Raw genomic sequence first — 16,836 nt, 5'->3', positions numbered from 1 at the left:
TTCAGTTCTCCGAGTGCCCGCATCTGGAGCCTGAGGGTAGATAAAAGCGTAAAGGAAATTTTATGAGCAATTTCAACCCGTCACGACGCCGCTTTATCAAGGGTGCCGTGATTGCGGGGGTCTCCGTGTACCTCGCTCCCCTCTACAGCCGTGCCTATGCCGCGCTGTTTGAACACAAGATCCTGCAATCACCCAATTGGGATGCGCAGACGAAACGCATCCGTTACCGCATCGATGGCCGTTCCAAAGTGATGGGGCAGAAAGTGTTTGCCCGCGACATTCGCGCCGTGGATATGCCGCACTGGCCGCAACAGCAGGCTCACGCCTTTATTCTGCGCGCCACCAAGGCTGACCGGTTGTTTACCGGTATCGATCTCTCCTTACTGGGTGACGATCTGCAACCGGATCGTCTAGTAACGGCAGAGGATCTTGAGCGGGATGGTTTGGCCTTCCCCGCATTTTATGGCGATGACATGCTGTTGCCGACAGGCAAAACACCGGCCTATCTCGGCCATGCGGTGGCGATCCTGATCTATCATGATTTTGCTCGTTTCCGCTTTGCCAAAGACAAGCTGAAATTCCATGATGAAGTGATCCAGTATGGTAGTGAAACCGGTCCGTTACAGCGCGATCCGTGGGGCAGTTTCCGCTACGTGCGCGTTGGCGGAGAGAAGCCATCCGATGACGACCGCTTCTCCAGTCTGAAAGACACGCCGATCTTCCCACTATCGATGCGTAGACACCTGCCGGTATGGCCAGAAGGGCGTGAAGGCGGCAAGCTGGATCAGGAAGGTATGTATTACGCCGGGATGATCGCCGATCAGCTGCAAACTCCGCCGCAGGACTGGCTGGTGTTGACGCGCAGCTATACCACGCAATCCATTGATACTTCGGCCCTGGAGCCGGACAATGCCAACGGCTGGTTTGATACCGCCAGCCAGACCCTGCATCTGGTGATCCCAACCCAGTCTCCGCAGGAAGTGGCGGACGAGATGCCACGCATGTTGGCCAAACGTCATCAGCCGGTCAAACAGCTGATCCTGCACCCTTGTTACACCGTGGGCTACGGCTCAAAAGATCACTATAACTTCCCGTATTACGGTGCAGTCGCGGCGCTGTATGGCGATGGGCTGCCGGTGCGGTTGGCCAATGATCGTTATGAGCAGTTCCAGACCTCGATCAAACGCCACGCTTTCGATATGGATTACCGCATTGCGGTAGACAAAAAAACCGGCGTGTTGCAGGCCTTCCAAGGCGCCATGACCGCTGACGGCGGCGGGCGCTGTAACTTTACGCCATCGGTGGTGATGGTTGGCGCTACCGCGGCCCAGTCGATTTACTACTTCCCGAAAAGCGATCTTTCCTCGGTAGGGTTGGCTTCTCGCGCCATCGATGCGGGTTCCGCGCGCGGTTACGGTACGCTGCAAAGCATGGCCGCGACCGAGATGATGATGGACGAATTGGCACAAGAGCTGAAACTCGATCCGATCGAGTTTCGTTTGCGCAACGTGCTTAAGTCCGGCATGAAAAACACCCAGGGGGCGATCCCGGCAGGAGCGATCCGCGCCGATGAAGTGCTGGTGAAAGCCTCTCAACATGAGATGTGGCGCAAGCGTGCCGAACGCAAAATCGCGTTTGAGAGCCAAAACCCAGGCAAACGCTATGGCGTGGGCTTTGGTTGCGTGCAGAAAGACTTTGGCACCGGGGCCGAAACCTCCTTTGCTCGCGTGGAGTTCAGCGAGGACGGGCGTATCTCGCTGTATCACAGCGGGGCCGAAATGGGCACCGGCATGTCGACTTCACAGTCGGTACTGTGTGCGCAATGGCTGGGCAAACCGGCGGATGAGGCGCATTTCTCGGTGACCGATTGGGCGCTGTTGCCGATGGAAACCAGCGGCGATCCCTACATGATGTCGCAGGAAGAGCAGGACAAACTGCAAACCAATCCGAACTGGACGCCAAGCTACTGTTCACCGTCCAGCGCCAGTAACTCTGCTTTCTATTTCTCGCACAGTACCCGTGAAGCGGCCCGGTTGGTGTTTGAACAGGGACTGTGGCCTGCCGCGTTATCTATCTGGCAGTCCGGCATTGGTGGTGGCCAGGCGGCACCGCTGGTGGTGCGTAAAGAAGATGCGCGCTGGGTCGAAGGTGGCCTGACGGCGGCCGGTATGCAGATCTTGCCGTTTGAGCTGTTAGCGAAAAAAGCCTATCAGATGGGCAACCTTACTGGCGCGGTGGTGCATGTCTTCAACCGCTGGCAGTGGGCCGAAGCCGACTTCAAGCTGAATAATCACAGCGAACGCCTGCCGGTTGACGGTTTGTCGGTGCGCATTGGCAACGGTGAGTTCAGCACCCTGGCGCGTGAGCAGGTTTTCTACCCGCCAACCCAACGCAATAACGCCGCGGTGACCTATTACAGCGCCGTTGGCACGCTGACGGAAGTGGCGGTGGATATCGCCACCGGCAAGGTTGAGCTGTTGAACCATCACTCGATTATGGAGTGCGGCAACCTGATTGTACCTGAGCTGGTTTCCGGCCAGTTGCAGGGCGGGTTGGCGATGGGGATCGGCCATGCACTGCATGAGTATTTACCGTTGTACGAAGATGGGCCGGGTAACGGGACCTGGAACTTTAACCGTTACCATTTACCGCGCGCCAGTGATGTGGCGGTCTGGAAACAGACCGGCGATATCCTGCCTGCGCTGTCGGAAACCGATCCGCCGAAGGGAATGGCGGAAGTCGTGATGATCCCGGTAGTTGCCGCATTGGTGAACGCCATCGCCCACGCTACCGGTCACCGTTTCCGTGATTTGCCTGTCCGTGCCGAAAATATTCTTGAGGTCCTACCATGAGCATTAAAACCCAACCTATAACCCTGACCGTTAACGGCAAACAATACGGCCCCGTCGAGGTACCGGAAGGGCTGATGATGATCGATTTTCTGCATGAATATCTCGATCTGACCGGCTCACGCCTCGGCTGCGGCCAGGGCATCTGTCACGCCTGCGTGGCGATCCTCGACCATCCAAGCGGTACCAGCGAAGAAATCCGTACTTGCATCACCGGTGCCCACTTCTTCAATGGTAAACAGGTGCGCACCATCGAAGGCCATGCGCAGGTGGATAACCAAGGTGAAGTGGTTGAGCTCTCGCCAATCCAGCAGTCGTTCCTCGATCATTACAGCTTCCAGTGCGGCTATTGCACGCCGGGCTTCGTCAATGCGGCCACTATTTTTGTCGAGAAGCTCAAGCGTGAGCCGATCCAGCGCGATCAGTTGGAAGGTGCGATTGAGCAGGCATTGGAGAACCATATCTGCCGCTGCACCGGCTATGTTCGTTATTACGAAGCGGTGCGTGACGTGGTGTTGAAAACCCCAGGCCTGCTGAAGGAGACGGCGTAATGAAAAAACGTCTCGCATTGTTGATTGTGCTGATTGCGGCGATCGTGATCGCCGTACTGTGGTGGCGGGAAAACCGCAGCTACGACGGCCCGATCCAGCAGGTTACCGCCAGCAGCGAACAGATTGCCCGTGGCCGCTACCTGACCCAGGCTGCCGACTGTGCCGCCTGCCATACTGCCGCTGGTGGAGCACCGCTGGCGGGAGGTTATCCGCTGGATACGCCGTTTGGCACCATTTTTGGCAGCAACTTGACGCCTTCCGCCGATCATGGGATTGGCCGCTGGAATAAAGACGACTTCTTCCTGGCGCTAACTCAGGGGGTTGCTCCGGGTGGCCGTCATCTGTATCCGGCGATGCCTTATACCTCTTACAAAGGCATCACGCGCGAGGATGCGGATGCCATCTATGCCTATCTGATGTCACGCCCGGCGGTAGACGTCGCCATTCCGGCCAACGATATGCCGTTCCCGTTCAATCAGCGGATGGAGTTGATCGGCTGGAATTTACTGTTCCGTAACAGCGATCCGATGCCTGTCAGCTCACAGGGGAACTCTGCCGAATGGCAGCGTGGCCGCTATCTGTCTGACGTACTTGGGCACTGTGGTGAATGCCATACGCCACGGGGTATGCTGGGGCAGATGGAGTTGAGCAAGCCGATGCAGGGTGGCGATCTGGGGCGGTTTATTGCGCCGGATATTACCCCGCAGGCCTTGGCCCAGCGAGGCTGGACGCCAGAGGATCTGAGCCGTTTCCTCAGCACTGGGTTAGCGCCGCAAGGCTCGGCGTTTAGCGAAATGCATATGGTGGTGGATCTCAGCACTCGCCATTTGACGCCGGAAGATCATCAGGCGCTGGTCACCTACCTGATGGGCGACAAACCACCGCAGCCGGTGGCAGCTAAAATCGGCCAGGGCAGCGATGCCGGGCGTCTCACCTATCTCGATCAGTGTTCCGCTTGCCATGAGCGTGATGGCGCTGGCAAGCCGCACGTAGCGGTGGCGATGCGTGATAACGCCACGCTGCGCCAACCGGACGGCAAGAACCTGATCGTATCGGTGTTGGATGGACTACCGGCGCAGCAGTTCCCCGGCAACGAAAGTATGCAGAGCATGCCGGGCTTTGCCGATCGTCTGGACGATGCGAAAATTGCTGAACTGGTCAATTATCTCCGCGTGACCTGGGGTGGATTGCCGGCGAATATCACCGCCGAGCAGGTGAAGGCTTTACGCAACGCCCATTAAATCAGAACTGATGTCCTCCTCACCCCAACCCTCTCCCACAGGGCGAGGGAGCTGTACAGTGTCGTGGGTAGGTATTGCGTAGGGGCGCCGCATGCTGCGCCCGTTAGCGATTATCCGCTGGGGGAACGCCAAACAGCGGCATTCCCTCGGCATCCCACTCCAGAGGTTTAATTCGCGTATGGCGATTCGGGTCGTATAACGGATCGCCTTCAATTTCGGTGTAATTACGGGCATGGTAGACCAGCACGTCATTACCTTGTTCATCCACGGTAAAACTGTTGTGGCCAGGGCCATATTGGCGATTGGCATAGCTGGTGCGAAACACTGGTTCGCTAGCCTTATGCCACTGTGCCGGGTCGAGGAGATCGGCATCGATGTCTGCCCACAGCAGGCCGATGCAATAATTTTCGTCGGTGGCGCTGGCAGAATAGCTGATGAAAACGCGCTTACCGTGTTTGATCACCGCCGGACCTTCGTTTACCCAAAAACCCACAGTTTCCCAAGCCAGTTCCGGTTTACTTAGCATCACCGGCGTCCCCTTCAACGTCCAGGGGTTGGCCATTTCTGCCAGATACAGGTTGGAGTTCCCCCGGATCTGCGGGTCTTGCTGTGCCCACAGATAATAGTGCTTACCTTGGTGCTCAAAATGTGTGGCATCGAGCGAGAAGCTGTCGATTGGCGTCTCAATGCGCCCCTTCTCTAGCCATTCTCCTTCCAGCGGATTGGCAGCGCTGCATTCCAGCGCGAACATGCGATGCTGGAACAGACCGTCGGCAATCTCTGGGCTATGGGCCGCCGCAAAGTAGACATACCATTTACCGTCGATAACGTGCAGTTCCGGTGCCCAGATCAGGTTACTCATTGGCCCAGACGCGGGTTTGCGCCAGATGACCTTGGCTGGAGCCTGCGCCAGCTCCGTCAGACGGCGGGCACGGCGCAGTTCCAGGCGATCGTACTCCGGCACCGAGGCGATAAAATAGTAATAGCCATCGCTATGGCGATAAATAAAGGGATCGGCACGCTGTTCAATCAGTGGGTTAGGATAAATAGACATCAGTTCCTCTCAAGAGTGTTTGGCTTCAAGCTGCTGTTTGCGGTATTCCGCCAGTTCCTGATAATTGACGCGGCGTTTTTCCAGATCGCTCTGGATCTGTGACATCAGGTTACGGTCTACTTTCAACAAACGGACCACGCCAGCGGTGATCAGGTAACCTACGCCCGGGATCACGGTAAACAACAAGACAATACTTTGCAGTGCCCCAGCGCTTTGGCTACCCGCATCGGCCTGATAGCCGGAGTAAGACATCACGAAACCTACCATCGCCCCGGCGACCGCCAGCCCAACCTTCAGGAAGAACAGGTTACCGGAGAAGCTGATGCCGGTGATGCGCTTGCCGGTTTTCCATTCGCCGTAGTCGTCCACATCGGCCATCAACGACCAGTGCAGCGGTGAAGGGATCTGATGCAGGATATTCAACAGGAAGTAGGCCACTACAATCAGCGAGGTGAACTGCGGATTGAGGAAGTAGAAACCGCTGGAGAAGATGGCCAGCACGATATTGGTCCAGAAGAACACTTTCAGCTTGCAGAAGCGGTCGGTCAGGGGCTTGGCCAGGGCGCTGCCGATCATCATGCCGACCACGCCCAGGCCGATAAACAGGCTGGCGAATGAGGTGGACTGCTGCATGACGTAGGTGACGTAATACATGGTGGCAGCCATGCGGATAAAGCCGGGGCAAACGTTGCAGAAGGTCAGCAGCAGAATGCGCACCCACTGATCGTTTTTCCACACGTCTTTCAGATCGGCCTTCAGCGCATCGTGTGTAGGGACCGCCGGGCGAATACGCTCTTTCACCGTCGCAAAGCAGAACAGGAACATAGCCAACGCAATCAACGCCATCACGCCCATCGACATCTGGTAGCCCTTGGCCTTGTCGGCTCCGCCAAACCATTCCGCCATCGGTAACAAGGTCAGCGACAGGATTAGCGTTGCGATGCCGACCATGATGAAACGGTACGACTGGCAGGAAACTCGCTCTTGCGGATCGGCGGTGATCACGCCTCCCAGTGAACAGTAAGGAATATTGATAGCGGTGTAGGTCAGCGACATCAGGAAGTAAGTGACAAAGGCGTAAATCACTTTGCTGTTATAGCTCCACTCCGGGGTGGTAAACATCATCACGCTAAACAGCACGTAAGGCAGGGAAATCCATAACAGCCACGGACGGAAACGGCCGAAGCGGCTCTGGGTTCGGTCGGCAATCGCGCCCATGATGGGATCGGTCACGGCGTCGAGTACGCGCACGGACAGCAGCAAAATGCCGACCAGTGCCGGTGTAAGGCCAAAGATATCGGTATAGAAGTAGTTGAGGAACAGCATGATTGCGCCGCCGATCATGTTGCAACCGGCATCTCCCATGCCGTAGCCGATCTTTTCTTTTATCGATAGGGCATTGCTCTTCATGGACATTTTCTCCGCGATGACAGGATCGGACAGTTGGATAACGATTATTGCCCTGTGTGGCGGCGAACTATCAGAAGTTAATGGTTGTAGAGATGGACAAATCAGTCACTGCGGAAGAAGTGTGAGCCAGTTGGCAAAAATGCTCAGAGTAAAAAAAGGCCCGCAGTGGCGGGCCTGAGAAAAAATTTAAAAATTAACGGCTTGCGGCACTAGCCGGTTGCTGGCCGCGCTGCTTGATAAAGTAGCCGATGCCAAGAATGGCGATCCACACTGGGATTAACAGCACGGAAATCTGGATCCCCGGCGTCAGATACATAATCACCAGAATGGCGGCCATAAAGGCCAGGCACAGATAGTTGCTGAACGGATACCAGAACGCCTTGAACTTCGGCTCAACGCCTTCACGGTTTTTAGCCTTGCGGAATTTCAGGTGCGCCAGGCTGATCATCGCCCAGTTGATCACCAGAGCAGACACCACCAGCGCCATCAATAGCTCAAAGGCACGGCCAGGGATCAGGTAGTTAATCAGTACGCACAGTGCGGTTGCCAACGCAGAGAAACCGATGGCAATCACCGGCACGCCACGGCTATCCACTTTCAGCAGAGCTTTCGGGCCATTACCCTGTTTTGCCAAGCCGTACAGCATACGGCTGTTGCAATAGACGCAGCTGTTGTAGACCGACAGCGCAGCCGTCAGGACCACGATATTCAACACCGTTGCCACCATATTGCTGTTCAGCGCATGGAAAATCAGCACGAACGGGCTGCCGCCTTCGACCACTTTGCCCCACGGATAGAGTGACAGCAGGATCGTCAGTGAGCCGATATAGAACAGCAGGATGCGATAGATCACCTGGTTAGTGGCTTTCGGGATGCTTTTTTCCGGGTTATCGGCTTCGGCGGCGGTAATGCCCACCAGTTCCAGGCCGCCGAAGGAGAACATGATCACCGCCATTGCCATCAGCAGCCCCATGGTGCCATTCGGGAAGAATCCGCCCTGGGCCCACAGGTTGGTGACGCTGGCTTCCGGGCCGCCCAGGCCGCTGAACAGCAGGTAGGCACCAAAGCCGATCATGCCAATGATGGCGACCACTTTGATGATGGCGAACCAGAACTCCATTTCACCATAGACCTTCACACTCGACAGGTTGATGGCGTTGATGGCCAGGAAGAACACGGCGGCGGAGATCCAGGTTGGAATTTCCGGCCACCAGTACTGCACGTAAATGCCCACCGCGGTCAGTTCCGCCATGGCTACCAGCACATACAGCACCCAGTAGTTCCAGCCGGAGGCGAAACCGGCAAAATTTCCCCAGTATTTATAGGCGAAGTGGCTGAAGGAACCTGCGACCGGCTCTTCGACCACCATTTCACCCAGTTGACGCATGATCAGGAAGGCAATAAAACCGCCAATTGCATAACCCAGGATGACCGACGGGCCGGCCATTTTGATTGTCTGGGCGATACCGAGAAACAGGCCGGTACCTATTGCGCCACCTAAGGCGATTAGCTGGATATGGCGGTTTTTAAGGCCGCGCTTCAGCTGGTCGCCATGCTGTTGACCATCCATCAATGAAACCCTCTGTGGTGACAAAATGCTCATTACCGTAAAGTAATGATTACGATGTGTGTTGTTTTTTGTTTACGACGTTATAACTATAAATTCCACGGCGTCGCTACCGTTTGGCAGAGAATAATGGTATGTGCGAAAGTTTGCACCTGCTTTGTGGTTCGAATGGTGAAGATTGCAGCAGTTTAGGCAACAAAATGCGGGTTGTGTGACGAGCGGGGGGATTGTGTGCGCGAAGTAAGCAATAAATTACAGAATACGAAAAATAATCACCATTATTGTTTTTTTTTTGTTAATGGGACGAGACCCGAACAGTGCCTGCAAAGTGAAAATCCCCCTTAATCTCCTTGCCATATAACACCGGCACTCTAGCCAACCAGAGGTTTCAAAAAAGTTAAAACAGCTGGCTACCTCGTAAATGGTATTACCAACGCTGAGTTACTGGTTTGCAAAGGCTTATGGATTGAAGTGTTAAAATGTGCGGCTTTCATGATTTCGATCAAGCCCCATATGGACAGGAGGTGAATACTTTGTTACTTTACCGTCACGTTTTTGAAATTGGTATTACCAATTGACTCCGGGCACTTCGCAGAGAAGAAATCACCCATGGCCTACAGCAAAATCCGCCAACCCAAGTTGTCAGATGTCATCGAGCAGCAGCTCGAATACCTGATCCTCGAGGGTACGCTACGTCCAGGCGAAAAGCTGCCTCCAGAGCGAGAGCTGGCGAAACAGTTTGATGTTTCCCGTCCTTCTCTGAGAGAAGCTATCCAGCGCCTGGAAGCTAAAGGGCTGCTCCTGCGTCGCCAGGGAGGCGGCACCTTTGTACAAACTAATCTGTGGCAGAGCTTCAGCGACCCGCTGGCTGAACTGCTGGCCGATCATCCTGAATCACAATTCGATCTGCTCGAGACCCGTCATGCGCTTGAAGGCATCGCTGCCTATTATGCCGCGTTGCGTGGCACTGACGAAGATCTGGCGCGCATCCGCGATTGCCATCATGTGATCCAGCAGGCCCAGGACAGCGGCGATCTGGACGCTGAAGCCGACGCGGTCATGCAATACCAAATTGCCGTGACCGAGGCTGCCCACAACGTTGTGTTACTCCATCTGCTGCGCTGTATGGGCCCGATGCTGGAACAGAACGTTCGTCAGAACTTTGAATTGCTCTACTCGCGCCGTGAGATGTTGGCAACAGTGAGTAGCCATCGCGCCGGGATTTTCGAGGCGATTGTGGCACGCGAACCTGAAAAGGCCCGTGAAGCCTCGCACCGCCATTTGGCGTTTATCGAGGAAATTTTGCTGGATCTCAGCAGGGAACACACCCGGCGTGATCGATCGCTGCGGCGTCTCCAGCAACGCAAGGATTAAGAGTGGTTCTCCTCAAGGCACACCAGCTTGTTGAGATGAAGCTCGGAGTGCTTAGTTAAGTACTTAAGCGGCAACCAAACTGATGAGCCTGTCTTCGTGCATTTTGCGCAGAGTGCAGGAAGACAGGCTCCAAACAAACCATTAGACAGATAAGGAATACCACCATGTCAGAACGTTTAAACAATGACGTGGATCCGATCGAAACCCGCGACTGGCTGCAGGCGATCGAATCGGTCATCCGTGAAGAGGGTGTTGAACGCGCTCAGTTCCTGATTGATCAGGTTTTGGGCGAAGCCCGCAAGGGCGGTGTTAGCGTTGCAGCAGGTGCTGCGGCTAACAACTACGTCAACACCATCGCGGTAGAAGACGAACCGGCATACCCGGGCAACCTGGATCTGGAGCGTCGTATTCGTTCTGCCATCCGTTGGAACGCCGTGATGACCGTGTTGCGTGCTTCGAAAAAAGATCTGGATCTGGGCGGCCACATGGCTTCCTTCCAATCTTCCGCGACCTTCTATGAAGTCTGCTTTAACCACTTCTTCCGTGCTCGCAACGAGAAAGACGGCGGCGATCTGGTTTACTTCCAGGGCCACATCTCTCCGGGCGTTTATGCACGTGCCTTCCTTGAAGGCCGCCTGACCGAAGATCAAATGAACAACTTCCGTCAGGAAGTGCACGGTAAAGGCCTGTCCTCTTACCCGCATCCAAAACTGATGCCTGAATTCTGGCAGTTCCCGACCGTCTCCATGGGTCTGGGCCCAATCAGCGCCATCTACCAGGCCAAGTTCCTCAAATATCTGGAGCACCGTGGTCTGAAAGACACCTCTGGCCAGACCGTTTATGCCTTCCTGGGCGACGGCGAGATGGACGAACCGGAATCCAAAGGCGCGATCACCATCGCGACCCGTGAGAAGCTGGACAACCTGGTATTCGTCATCAACTGTAACCTGCAACGTCTGGATGGCCCGGTTACCGGCAACGGCAAGATCATCAACGAGCTGGAAGGCATCTTCGCAGGTGCTGGCTGGCAGGTGCTGAAAGTGATCTGGGGTGGTCGTTGGGATGAACTGCTGCGTAAAGACACCAGCGGCAAGCTGATCCAACTGATGAACGAAACTCTGGACGGCGACTACCAGACCTTCAAATCCAAAGACGGCGCTTACGTGCGTGAGCACTTCTTCGGCCGCTTCCCAGAAACCGCCGCGCTGGTCAAAGATATGACCGACGACGAGATCTGGGCGCTGAACCGTGGTGGTCACGATCCGAAGAAAGTCTTTGCTGCACTGAAAAAAGCGCAGGATACCCAAGGCAAACCAACCGTGATCCTGGCCCATACCATCAAAGGTTACGGCATGGGTGAGACTGCGGAAGGTAAAAACATCGCTCACCAGGTGAAGAAAATGAACATGGAAGGGGTTCACCACTTCCGCGATCGTTTCAATGTGCCAGTTGCCGATGCCGACATCGAAAAACTGCCATACATCACCTTCGAGAAAGAGTCCGAAGAGTACAAATATCTGCACGAACGTCGTCAGGCGCTGGCAGGCTATGTGCCAACCCGCATGCCGAAGTTCACCGAGAAGCTGGAAATGCCAGCTCTGGCAGACTTCAGCTCACTGCTGGAAGAGCAGAACAAAGAGATCTCTACCACCATCGCCTTTGTGCGTGCCCTGAACGTGATGTTGAAGAACAAGTCGATCAAAGATCGCCTGGTGCCAATCATCGCCGACGAAGCGCGTACCTTCGGTATGGAAGGTCTGTTCCGTCAGATCGGTATCTACAGCCCGAACGGCCAGCAATATACTCCGCAGGACCGTGAGCAGGTTGCTTACTACAAAGAAGACGAGAAAGGCCAGATCCTGCAGGAAGGTATCAACGAACTGGGCGCAGCCTCTTCCTGGTTGGCCGCAGCGACTTCCTACAGCACCAACGATCTGCCAATGATCCCGTTCTACATCTACTACTCCATGTTCGGTTTCCAACGTATCGGCGACCTGTGCTGGGCAGCGGGTGACCAACAGGCACGTGGCTTCCTGATCGGCGGGACTTCAGGTCGTACTACCCTGAACGGCGAAGGTCTGCAGCACGAAGATGGCCACAGCCACATTCAGTCTCTGACCATCCCTAACTGCATCTCCTACGATCCGGCTTACGCGTATGAAGTGGCAGTGATCATGCATGACGGTCTGGTTCGTATGTACGGTGACGCGCAAGAAAACGTCTACTACTACCTGACCACGCTGAACGAAAACTACCACATGCCAGCCATGCCACAGGGCGCAGAAGAAGGTATCCGTAAAGGTATCTATAAACTGGAAACCCTGGAAGGCAAGAAAGGCAAAGTACAGCTGCTGGGTTCCGGTTCGATCCTGCGTCACGTGCGTGAAGCTGCGCAGATCCTGGCGAACGACTACGGCGTGGGTTCCGACACCTACAGCGTAACCTCCTTCACCGAACTGGCGCGCGACGGTCAGGACTGTGAGCGTTGGAACATGCTGCACCCAACCGAAACCCCACGCGTGCCTTACATCGCTCAGGTGATGAACGAAGCGCCAGCGGTAGCGTCTACCGACTACATGAAACTGTTCGCCGAGCAGGTTCGTACTTTCGTGCCAGCCAGCGATTATCGCGTACTGGGTACTGACGGCTTCGGTCGTTCAGACAGCCGCGAAAACCTGCGTCACCACTTCGAAGTTGATGCTTCTTACGTGGTGGTTGCTGCTCTGGGTGAACTGGCTAAACGCGGTGAAATTGAAGCTTCTGTGGTCGCTGATGCGATTAAGAAATTCGACATCAACCCAGAAAAAGTTAACCCGCGTCTGGCCTAAGAGGTACTGAATAATGTCTATCGAAATCAAAGTACCGGACATCGGTGCAGATGAAGTTGAAATCACCGAGATCCTGGTGAAGGTTGGCGATAAGGTTGAAGTTGAACAATCGCTGATCACCGTGGAAGGCGACAAGGCCTCCATGGAAGTGCCTTCGCCACAGGCAGGCGTAGTGAAAGAGATCAAAGTGGCCGTCGGTGATAAAACCGAGACGGGCAAACTGCTGATGATCTTTGAAGCAGAAGGTGCGGCAGCCGCTGCACCAGCCGCCAAGGCAGAAGAAAAACCGGCCGCAGCTCCGGCCGCTGCCGCAGCCAAAGACGTTGCAGTACCGGACATCGGGGCTGACGAAGTTGAAGTCACCGAGATCCTGGTGAAGGTTGGCGATACCGTGACTGCCGAGCAGTCTCTGATCACCGTTGAAGGCGACAAGGCTTCAATGGAAGTGCCTGCACCGTTCGCCGGTACCGTCAAAGAGATCAAAATCAACACCGGCGATAAAGTGAAAACCGGTTCCCTGATTATGGTCTTCGAAGTGGCTGGCGCGGCTTCTGCTGCCCCTGCTGCTGCGGCTACCCAGGCGGCTCCGGCTGCTGCTCCTGCGGCAAGCGCGGCGAAAAACGTCGAAGTGCCAGACATTGGCGGCGACGAAGTAGAAGTGACCGAAGTGATGGTGAAAGTGGGCGATAAAGTTGCCGCTGAGCAGTCACTGATCACCGTTGAAGGTGACAAGGCTTCTATGGAAGTTCCGGCTCCGTTCGCGGGCACCGTGAAAGAGATCAAAATCGCTACCGGCGATAAAGTGAAAACCGGTTCTCTGATCATGGTCTTCGAAGTGGAAGGTGCTGCACCAGCCGCTGTGCCAGCTCAGAAAGCAGAAGCTGCCCCGGCTCCGGCCAAGCAAGAAGCCAAAGCTGCAGCTCCTGCTGCTGCCGCAGGTAAAGGCGAGTTTGCCGAGAACGACGCCTACGTGCACGCCACCCCGGTCATCCGCCGTCTGGCGCGTGAGTTCGGTGTAAACCTGGCGAAAGTGAAGGGCACGGGCCGTAAAGGCCGTATCCTGCGCGAAGACGTACAGACTTACGTGAAAGACGCGGTCAAACGCGCCGAAGCTGCCCCTGCCGCAACCGGTGGTGGTCTGCCAGGCATGCTGCCATGGCCGAAAGTGGACTTCAGCAAGTTTGGTGAGATCGAAGAAGTTGAACTGGGCCGCATCCAGAAAATCTCTGGTGCCAACCTGAGCCGCAACTGGGTGATGATCCCGCACGTGACTCACTTCGACAAAACCGATATCACCGATCTGGAAGCGTTCCGTAAGCTGCAGAACGACGAAGCTGCCAAGCGTAAGCTGGACGTGAAGTTCACCCCGGTAGTGTTCATCATGAAAGCCGTTGCTGCTGCTCTTGAGCAGATGCCACGCTTCAACAGCTCACTGTCCGAAGATGGCCAGAAGCTGACGCTGAAAAAGTACATCAACATCGGTGTGGCGGTAGATACGCCAAATGGTCTGGTGGTTCCGGTCTTCAAGGATGTGAACAAGAAGAGCATCACTGAACTGTCCCGTGAACTGATGGCGATCTCCAAGAAAGCTCGTGACGGCAAGCTGACCGCTGGCGAAATGCAGGGCGGTTGCTTCACCATCTCCAGCTTGGGTGGTATCGGGACAACTCACTTCGCGCCGATTGTTAACGCGCCGGAAGTGGCTATCCTCGGTGTCTCCAAGTCGGCGATTGAGCCAGTCTGGAACGGCAAAGAGTTCCTGCCGCGTCTGATGATGCCAATGTCGCTCTCCTTCGACCACCGTGTGATTGACGGTGCTGATGGTGCGCGCTTCATCACCATCATCAACAACATGCTGGCCGACATTCGCCGTCTGGTGATGTAATGAAAAAGGGCGCAGCATGCTGCGCCCTTAGTAATTCAGTAGCAGTTTTGTCGGGTTTTGCATGACTCGACAGAATTGTTGGGACACGGGTCACTCGAACACGCTTTGCAGATTATTAACAATTCTGTAAACTGCTCGCGGTGTATGCGTCCCGGTGGATGAAGGGCGTTATGAGATCGATTAGCAATAAAAATGACGTCTGACCCGCCGGACAAACAATTAAGAGGTCATGATGAGTACTGAAATTAAAACTCAGGTCGTGGTACTTGGGGCGGGCCCTGCAGGTTACTCTGCTGCTTTTCGTTGCGCTGACTTAGGTCTTGAAACCATTCTGGTTGAGCGTTACTCCACTCTGGGTGGTGTTTGCCTGAACGTAGGCTGTATCCCTTCCAAAGCGCTGTTGCACGTTGCCAAAGTGATCGAAGAAGCCAAAGCGTTGGCCGAACACGGCATCGTTTTCGGCGAGCCGAAAACCGACATCGACAAAGTGCGCGTCTGGAAAGAGAAAGTCATCAATCAGCTGACCGGTGGTCTGGCTGGCATGGCTAAAGGCCGTAAAGTTAAAGTCGTTAACGGTCTGGGCAAATTCACCGGTGCCAACACGCTGGTCGTTGAAGGCGAGAATGGTGCCACCACCATCAACTTCGACAATGCCATCATCGCCGCAGGTTCCCGTCCGATCCAACTGCCATTTATTCCTCATGAAGATCCACGCGTGTGGGATTCCACCGATGCACTGGCGCTGAAAACCGTTCCAGAGCGTTTGCTGGTTATGGGCGGTGGTATCATCGGCCTGGAAATGGGCACCGTATACCATGCTCTGGGTTCAAAAATCGACGTGGTTGAAATGTTTGACCAGGTGATCCCGGCAGCAGACAAAGACGTGGTGAAAGTCTTTACCAAGCGTATCAGCAAGCAGTTCAACCTGATGCTGGAAACCAAAGTGACCGCGGTAGAAGCCAAAGAAGACGGCATCTACGTTACGATGGAAGGTAAAAAAGCCCCTGCGGAACCACAGCGTTACGACGCGGTGCTGGTGGCGATCGGCCGTGTACCTAACGGTAAACTGCTGGACGCTGGCCAAGCCGGTGTTGAGGTTGACGATCGTGGCTTTATCCACGTCGACAAACAGCTGCGTACCAACGTGCCGCACATCTTCGCGATTGGTGACATCGTCGGTCAACCGATGCTGGCGCACAAAGGCGTGCATGAAGGCCACGTAGCCGCTGAAGTTATCGCCGGTATGAAGCACTACTTCGACCCGAAAGTGATCCCATCTATCGCTTACACCGAGCCAGAAGTCGCATGGGTAGGTTTGACCGAGAAAGAAGCCAAAGAGAAAGGCATCAGCTATGAAACTTCCACCTTCCCGTGGGCAGCTTCAGGCCGTGCTATCGCTTCTGACTGTGCAGACGGTATGACCAAACTGATCTTCGACAAAGAAACTCACCGTATCATCGGTGGTGCTATTGTCGGCACCAACGGCGGCGAGCTGCTGGGTGAGATCGGTCTGGCTATCGAGATGGGTTGTGACGCAGAAGATATCGCGCTGACCATCCACGCTCACCCGACCTTGCACGAATCCGTAGGCCTGGCAGCAGAGATCTACGAAGGTAGCATCACCGATCTGCCAAACCCGAAAGCCAAGAAGAAGTAATTTCTGCGGTTTGAAGGTCGATAAGCGGCTCCTGTAAAGGGGCCGTTTTTATTGGCGGCTGCGCCCGTTACGCCGCATCCCAATGGTGGATTTTTTAACCAAATTTACGCACAATGGCTTTGTTCATCAGCGCTTGTATCGTTCTTTAACGATATAAGAAATCCGTTCGGTGCCTGCTAACACCGCCCGGATACAAAAGAACCGTCTTTATGGCGGTTTTTTTGTGCCTGGCGTTCACCAATTTTCCCCAATTCCATCGATAACCATTGTAAAAGTATGGACGTTATGTTGTGCTCATCTGGCTGATTATGCGTTTGTGCCGTCACCAACCCGAGCCCGTCCCGTCTGCTTTGCAGCCGATTACGCTGCGGTCAACGATTCAGCAAAGATTTAATGTTGCTTTTATGTGAACGAATTAAC

General features: G+C 55.0%; 10 protein-coding genes. 7 read left to right on the top strand and 3 right to left on the bottom strand.

Translation table 11 applies throughout. From position 1 onward, the window contains the following. Positions 1-62: 62 nt before the first annotated feature. From U869_RS0125870 to U869_RS0125860, 3 genes are read left to right on the top strand one after another with little or no spacing between them, the layout of a single operon-like run. A complete protein-coding gene (locus U869_RS0125870; RefSeq protein ID WP_025120067.1) occupies positions 63-2,852 on the top strand; it encodes a xanthine dehydrogenase family protein molybdopterin-binding subunit in 2,790 nt (929 codons plus the stop codon). Then, complete coding sequence (locus U869_RS0125865; RefSeq protein WP_025120066.1) at positions 2,849-3,400, top strand: (2Fe-2S)-binding protein; 552 nt, start codon at positions 2,849-2,851, stop codon at positions 3,398-3,400. Before U869_RS0125870 ends, U869_RS0125865 begins: the two co-directional genes overlap by 4 nt. After that, positions 3,400-4,641, top strand: a complete 1,242-nt coding sequence (locus tag U869_RS0125860; protein ID WP_025120065.1) for a cytochrome c — start codon at positions 3,400-3,402, stop codon at positions 4,639-4,641. The genes U869_RS0125865 and U869_RS0125860 overlap by 1 nt, the downstream gene beginning before the upstream one ends. Before the next feature lie 103 nt (positions 4,642-4,744). Here U869_RS0125860 and U869_RS0125855 read toward each other — a convergent pair whose 3' ends face one another. From U869_RS0125855 to U869_RS0125845, 3 genes are all read right to left on the bottom strand, one after another. Next, positions 4,745-5,695: a family 43 glycosylhydrolase gene (locus tag U869_RS0125855; protein WP_025120064.1), complete on the bottom strand. Its 951-nt coding sequence runs from the start codon at positions 5,693-5,695 to the stop codon at positions 4,745-4,747. Positions 5,696-5,704: 9 nt separating this feature from the next. Beyond that, positions 5,705-7,105 carry a glycoside-pentoside-hexuronide (GPH):cation symporter gene (locus U869_RS0125850; RefSeq protein WP_025120063.1) on the bottom strand — a complete coding sequence of 467 codons (1,401 nt, stop codon included), beginning with the start codon at positions 7,103-7,105 and terminating at the stop codon, positions 5,705-5,707. Between the two features lie 193 nt (positions 7,106-7,298). Continuing rightward, entirely contained in the window at positions 7,299-8,675 is a 1,377-nt protein-coding gene (locus tag U869_RS0125845; protein ID WP_025120062.1) for an amino acid permease, read from the bottom strand. Positions 8,676-9,281: 606 nt separating this feature from the next. Here U869_RS0125845 and pdhR point away from each other — a divergent pair. The 4 genes from pdhR to lpdA all read left to right on the top strand — a co-directional run bounded on the left by pdhR (position 9,282) and on the right by lpdA (position 16,416). Beyond that, complete coding sequence (pdhR, locus tag U869_RS0125840) at positions 9,282-10,046, top strand: pyruvate dehydrogenase complex transcriptional repressor PdhR (protein ID WP_021179689.1); 765 nt, start codon at positions 9,282-9,284, stop codon at positions 10,044-10,046. 164 nt (positions 10,047-10,210) lie between these two features. Further along, positions 10,211-12,874, top strand: coding sequence for a pyruvate dehydrogenase (acetyl-transferring), homodimeric type (gene aceE / locus U869_RS0125835; protein ID WP_025120061.1), 2,664 nt, complete (start codon positions 10,211-10,213; stop codon positions 12,872-12,874). A gap of 13 nt (positions 12,875-12,887) precedes the next feature. Beyond that, complete coding sequence (gene aceF / locus U869_RS0125830) at positions 12,888-14,759, top strand: pyruvate dehydrogenase complex dihydrolipoyllysine-residue acetyltransferase (RefSeq protein ID WP_025120060.1); 1,872 nt, start codon at positions 12,888-12,890, stop codon at positions 14,757-14,759. Between the two features lie 232 nt (positions 14,760-14,991). Then, positions 14,992-16,416 carry a dihydrolipoyl dehydrogenase gene (gene lpdA, locus U869_RS0125825; RefSeq protein WP_025120059.1) on the top strand — a complete coding sequence of 475 codons (1,425 nt, stop codon included), beginning with the start codon at positions 14,992-14,994 and terminating at the stop codon, positions 16,414-16,416. The last annotated feature ends 420 nt before the right edge of the window (positions 16,417-16,836 follow it).

Source organism: Serratia sp. H1w, assembly GCF_000633355.1.
Classification (GTDB): Bacteria; Pseudomonadota; Gammaproteobacteria; order Enterobacterales; family Enterobacteriaceae; genus Chania.
Note: the sequence above shows the minus strand (reverse complement) of the source record. Positions and strands in the feature narration are given on the sequence as shown.

What these genes read in the sequence shown, in the direction of transcription:
- U869_RS0125870 (WP_025120067.1), top strand. Translation starts at nt 63, where the DNA reads ATGAGCAATTTCAACCCGTCACGACGCCGCTTTATCAAGGGTGCCGTG.
- U869_RS0125865 (WP_025120066.1), top strand. Translation starts at nt 2,849, where the DNA reads ATGAGCATTAAAACCCAACCTATAACCCTGACCGTTAACGGCAAACAA.
- U869_RS0125860 (WP_025120065.1), top strand. Translation starts at nt 3,400, where the DNA reads ATGAAAAAACGTCTCGCATTGTTGATTGTGCTGATTGCGGCGATCGTG.
- U869_RS0125855 (WP_025120064.1), bottom strand. Translation starts at nt 5,695, where the DNA reads ATGTCTATTTATCCTAACCCACTGATTGAACAGCGTGCCGATCCCTTT.
- U869_RS0125850 (WP_025120063.1), bottom strand. Translation starts at nt 7,105, where the DNA reads ATGAAGAGCAATGCCCTATCGATAAAAGAAAAGATCGGCTACGGCATG.
- U869_RS0125845 (WP_025120062.1), bottom strand. Translation starts at nt 8,675, where the DNA reads ATGGATGGTCAACAGCATGGCGACCAGCTGAAGCGCGGCCTTAAAAAC.
- pdhR (WP_021179689.1), top strand. Translation starts at nt 9,282, where the DNA reads ATGGCCTACAGCAAAATCCGCCAACCCAAGTTGTCAGATGTCATCGAG.
- aceE (WP_025120061.1), top strand. Translation starts at nt 10,211, where the DNA reads ATGTCAGAACGTTTAAACAATGACGTGGATCCGATCGAAACCCGCGAC.
- aceF (WP_025120060.1), top strand. Translation starts at nt 12,888, where the DNA reads ATGTCTATCGAAATCAAAGTACCGGACATCGGTGCAGATGAAGTTGAA.
- lpdA (WP_025120059.1), top strand. Translation starts at nt 14,992, where the DNA reads ATGAGTACTGAAATTAAAACTCAGGTCGTGGTACTTGGGGCGGGCCCT.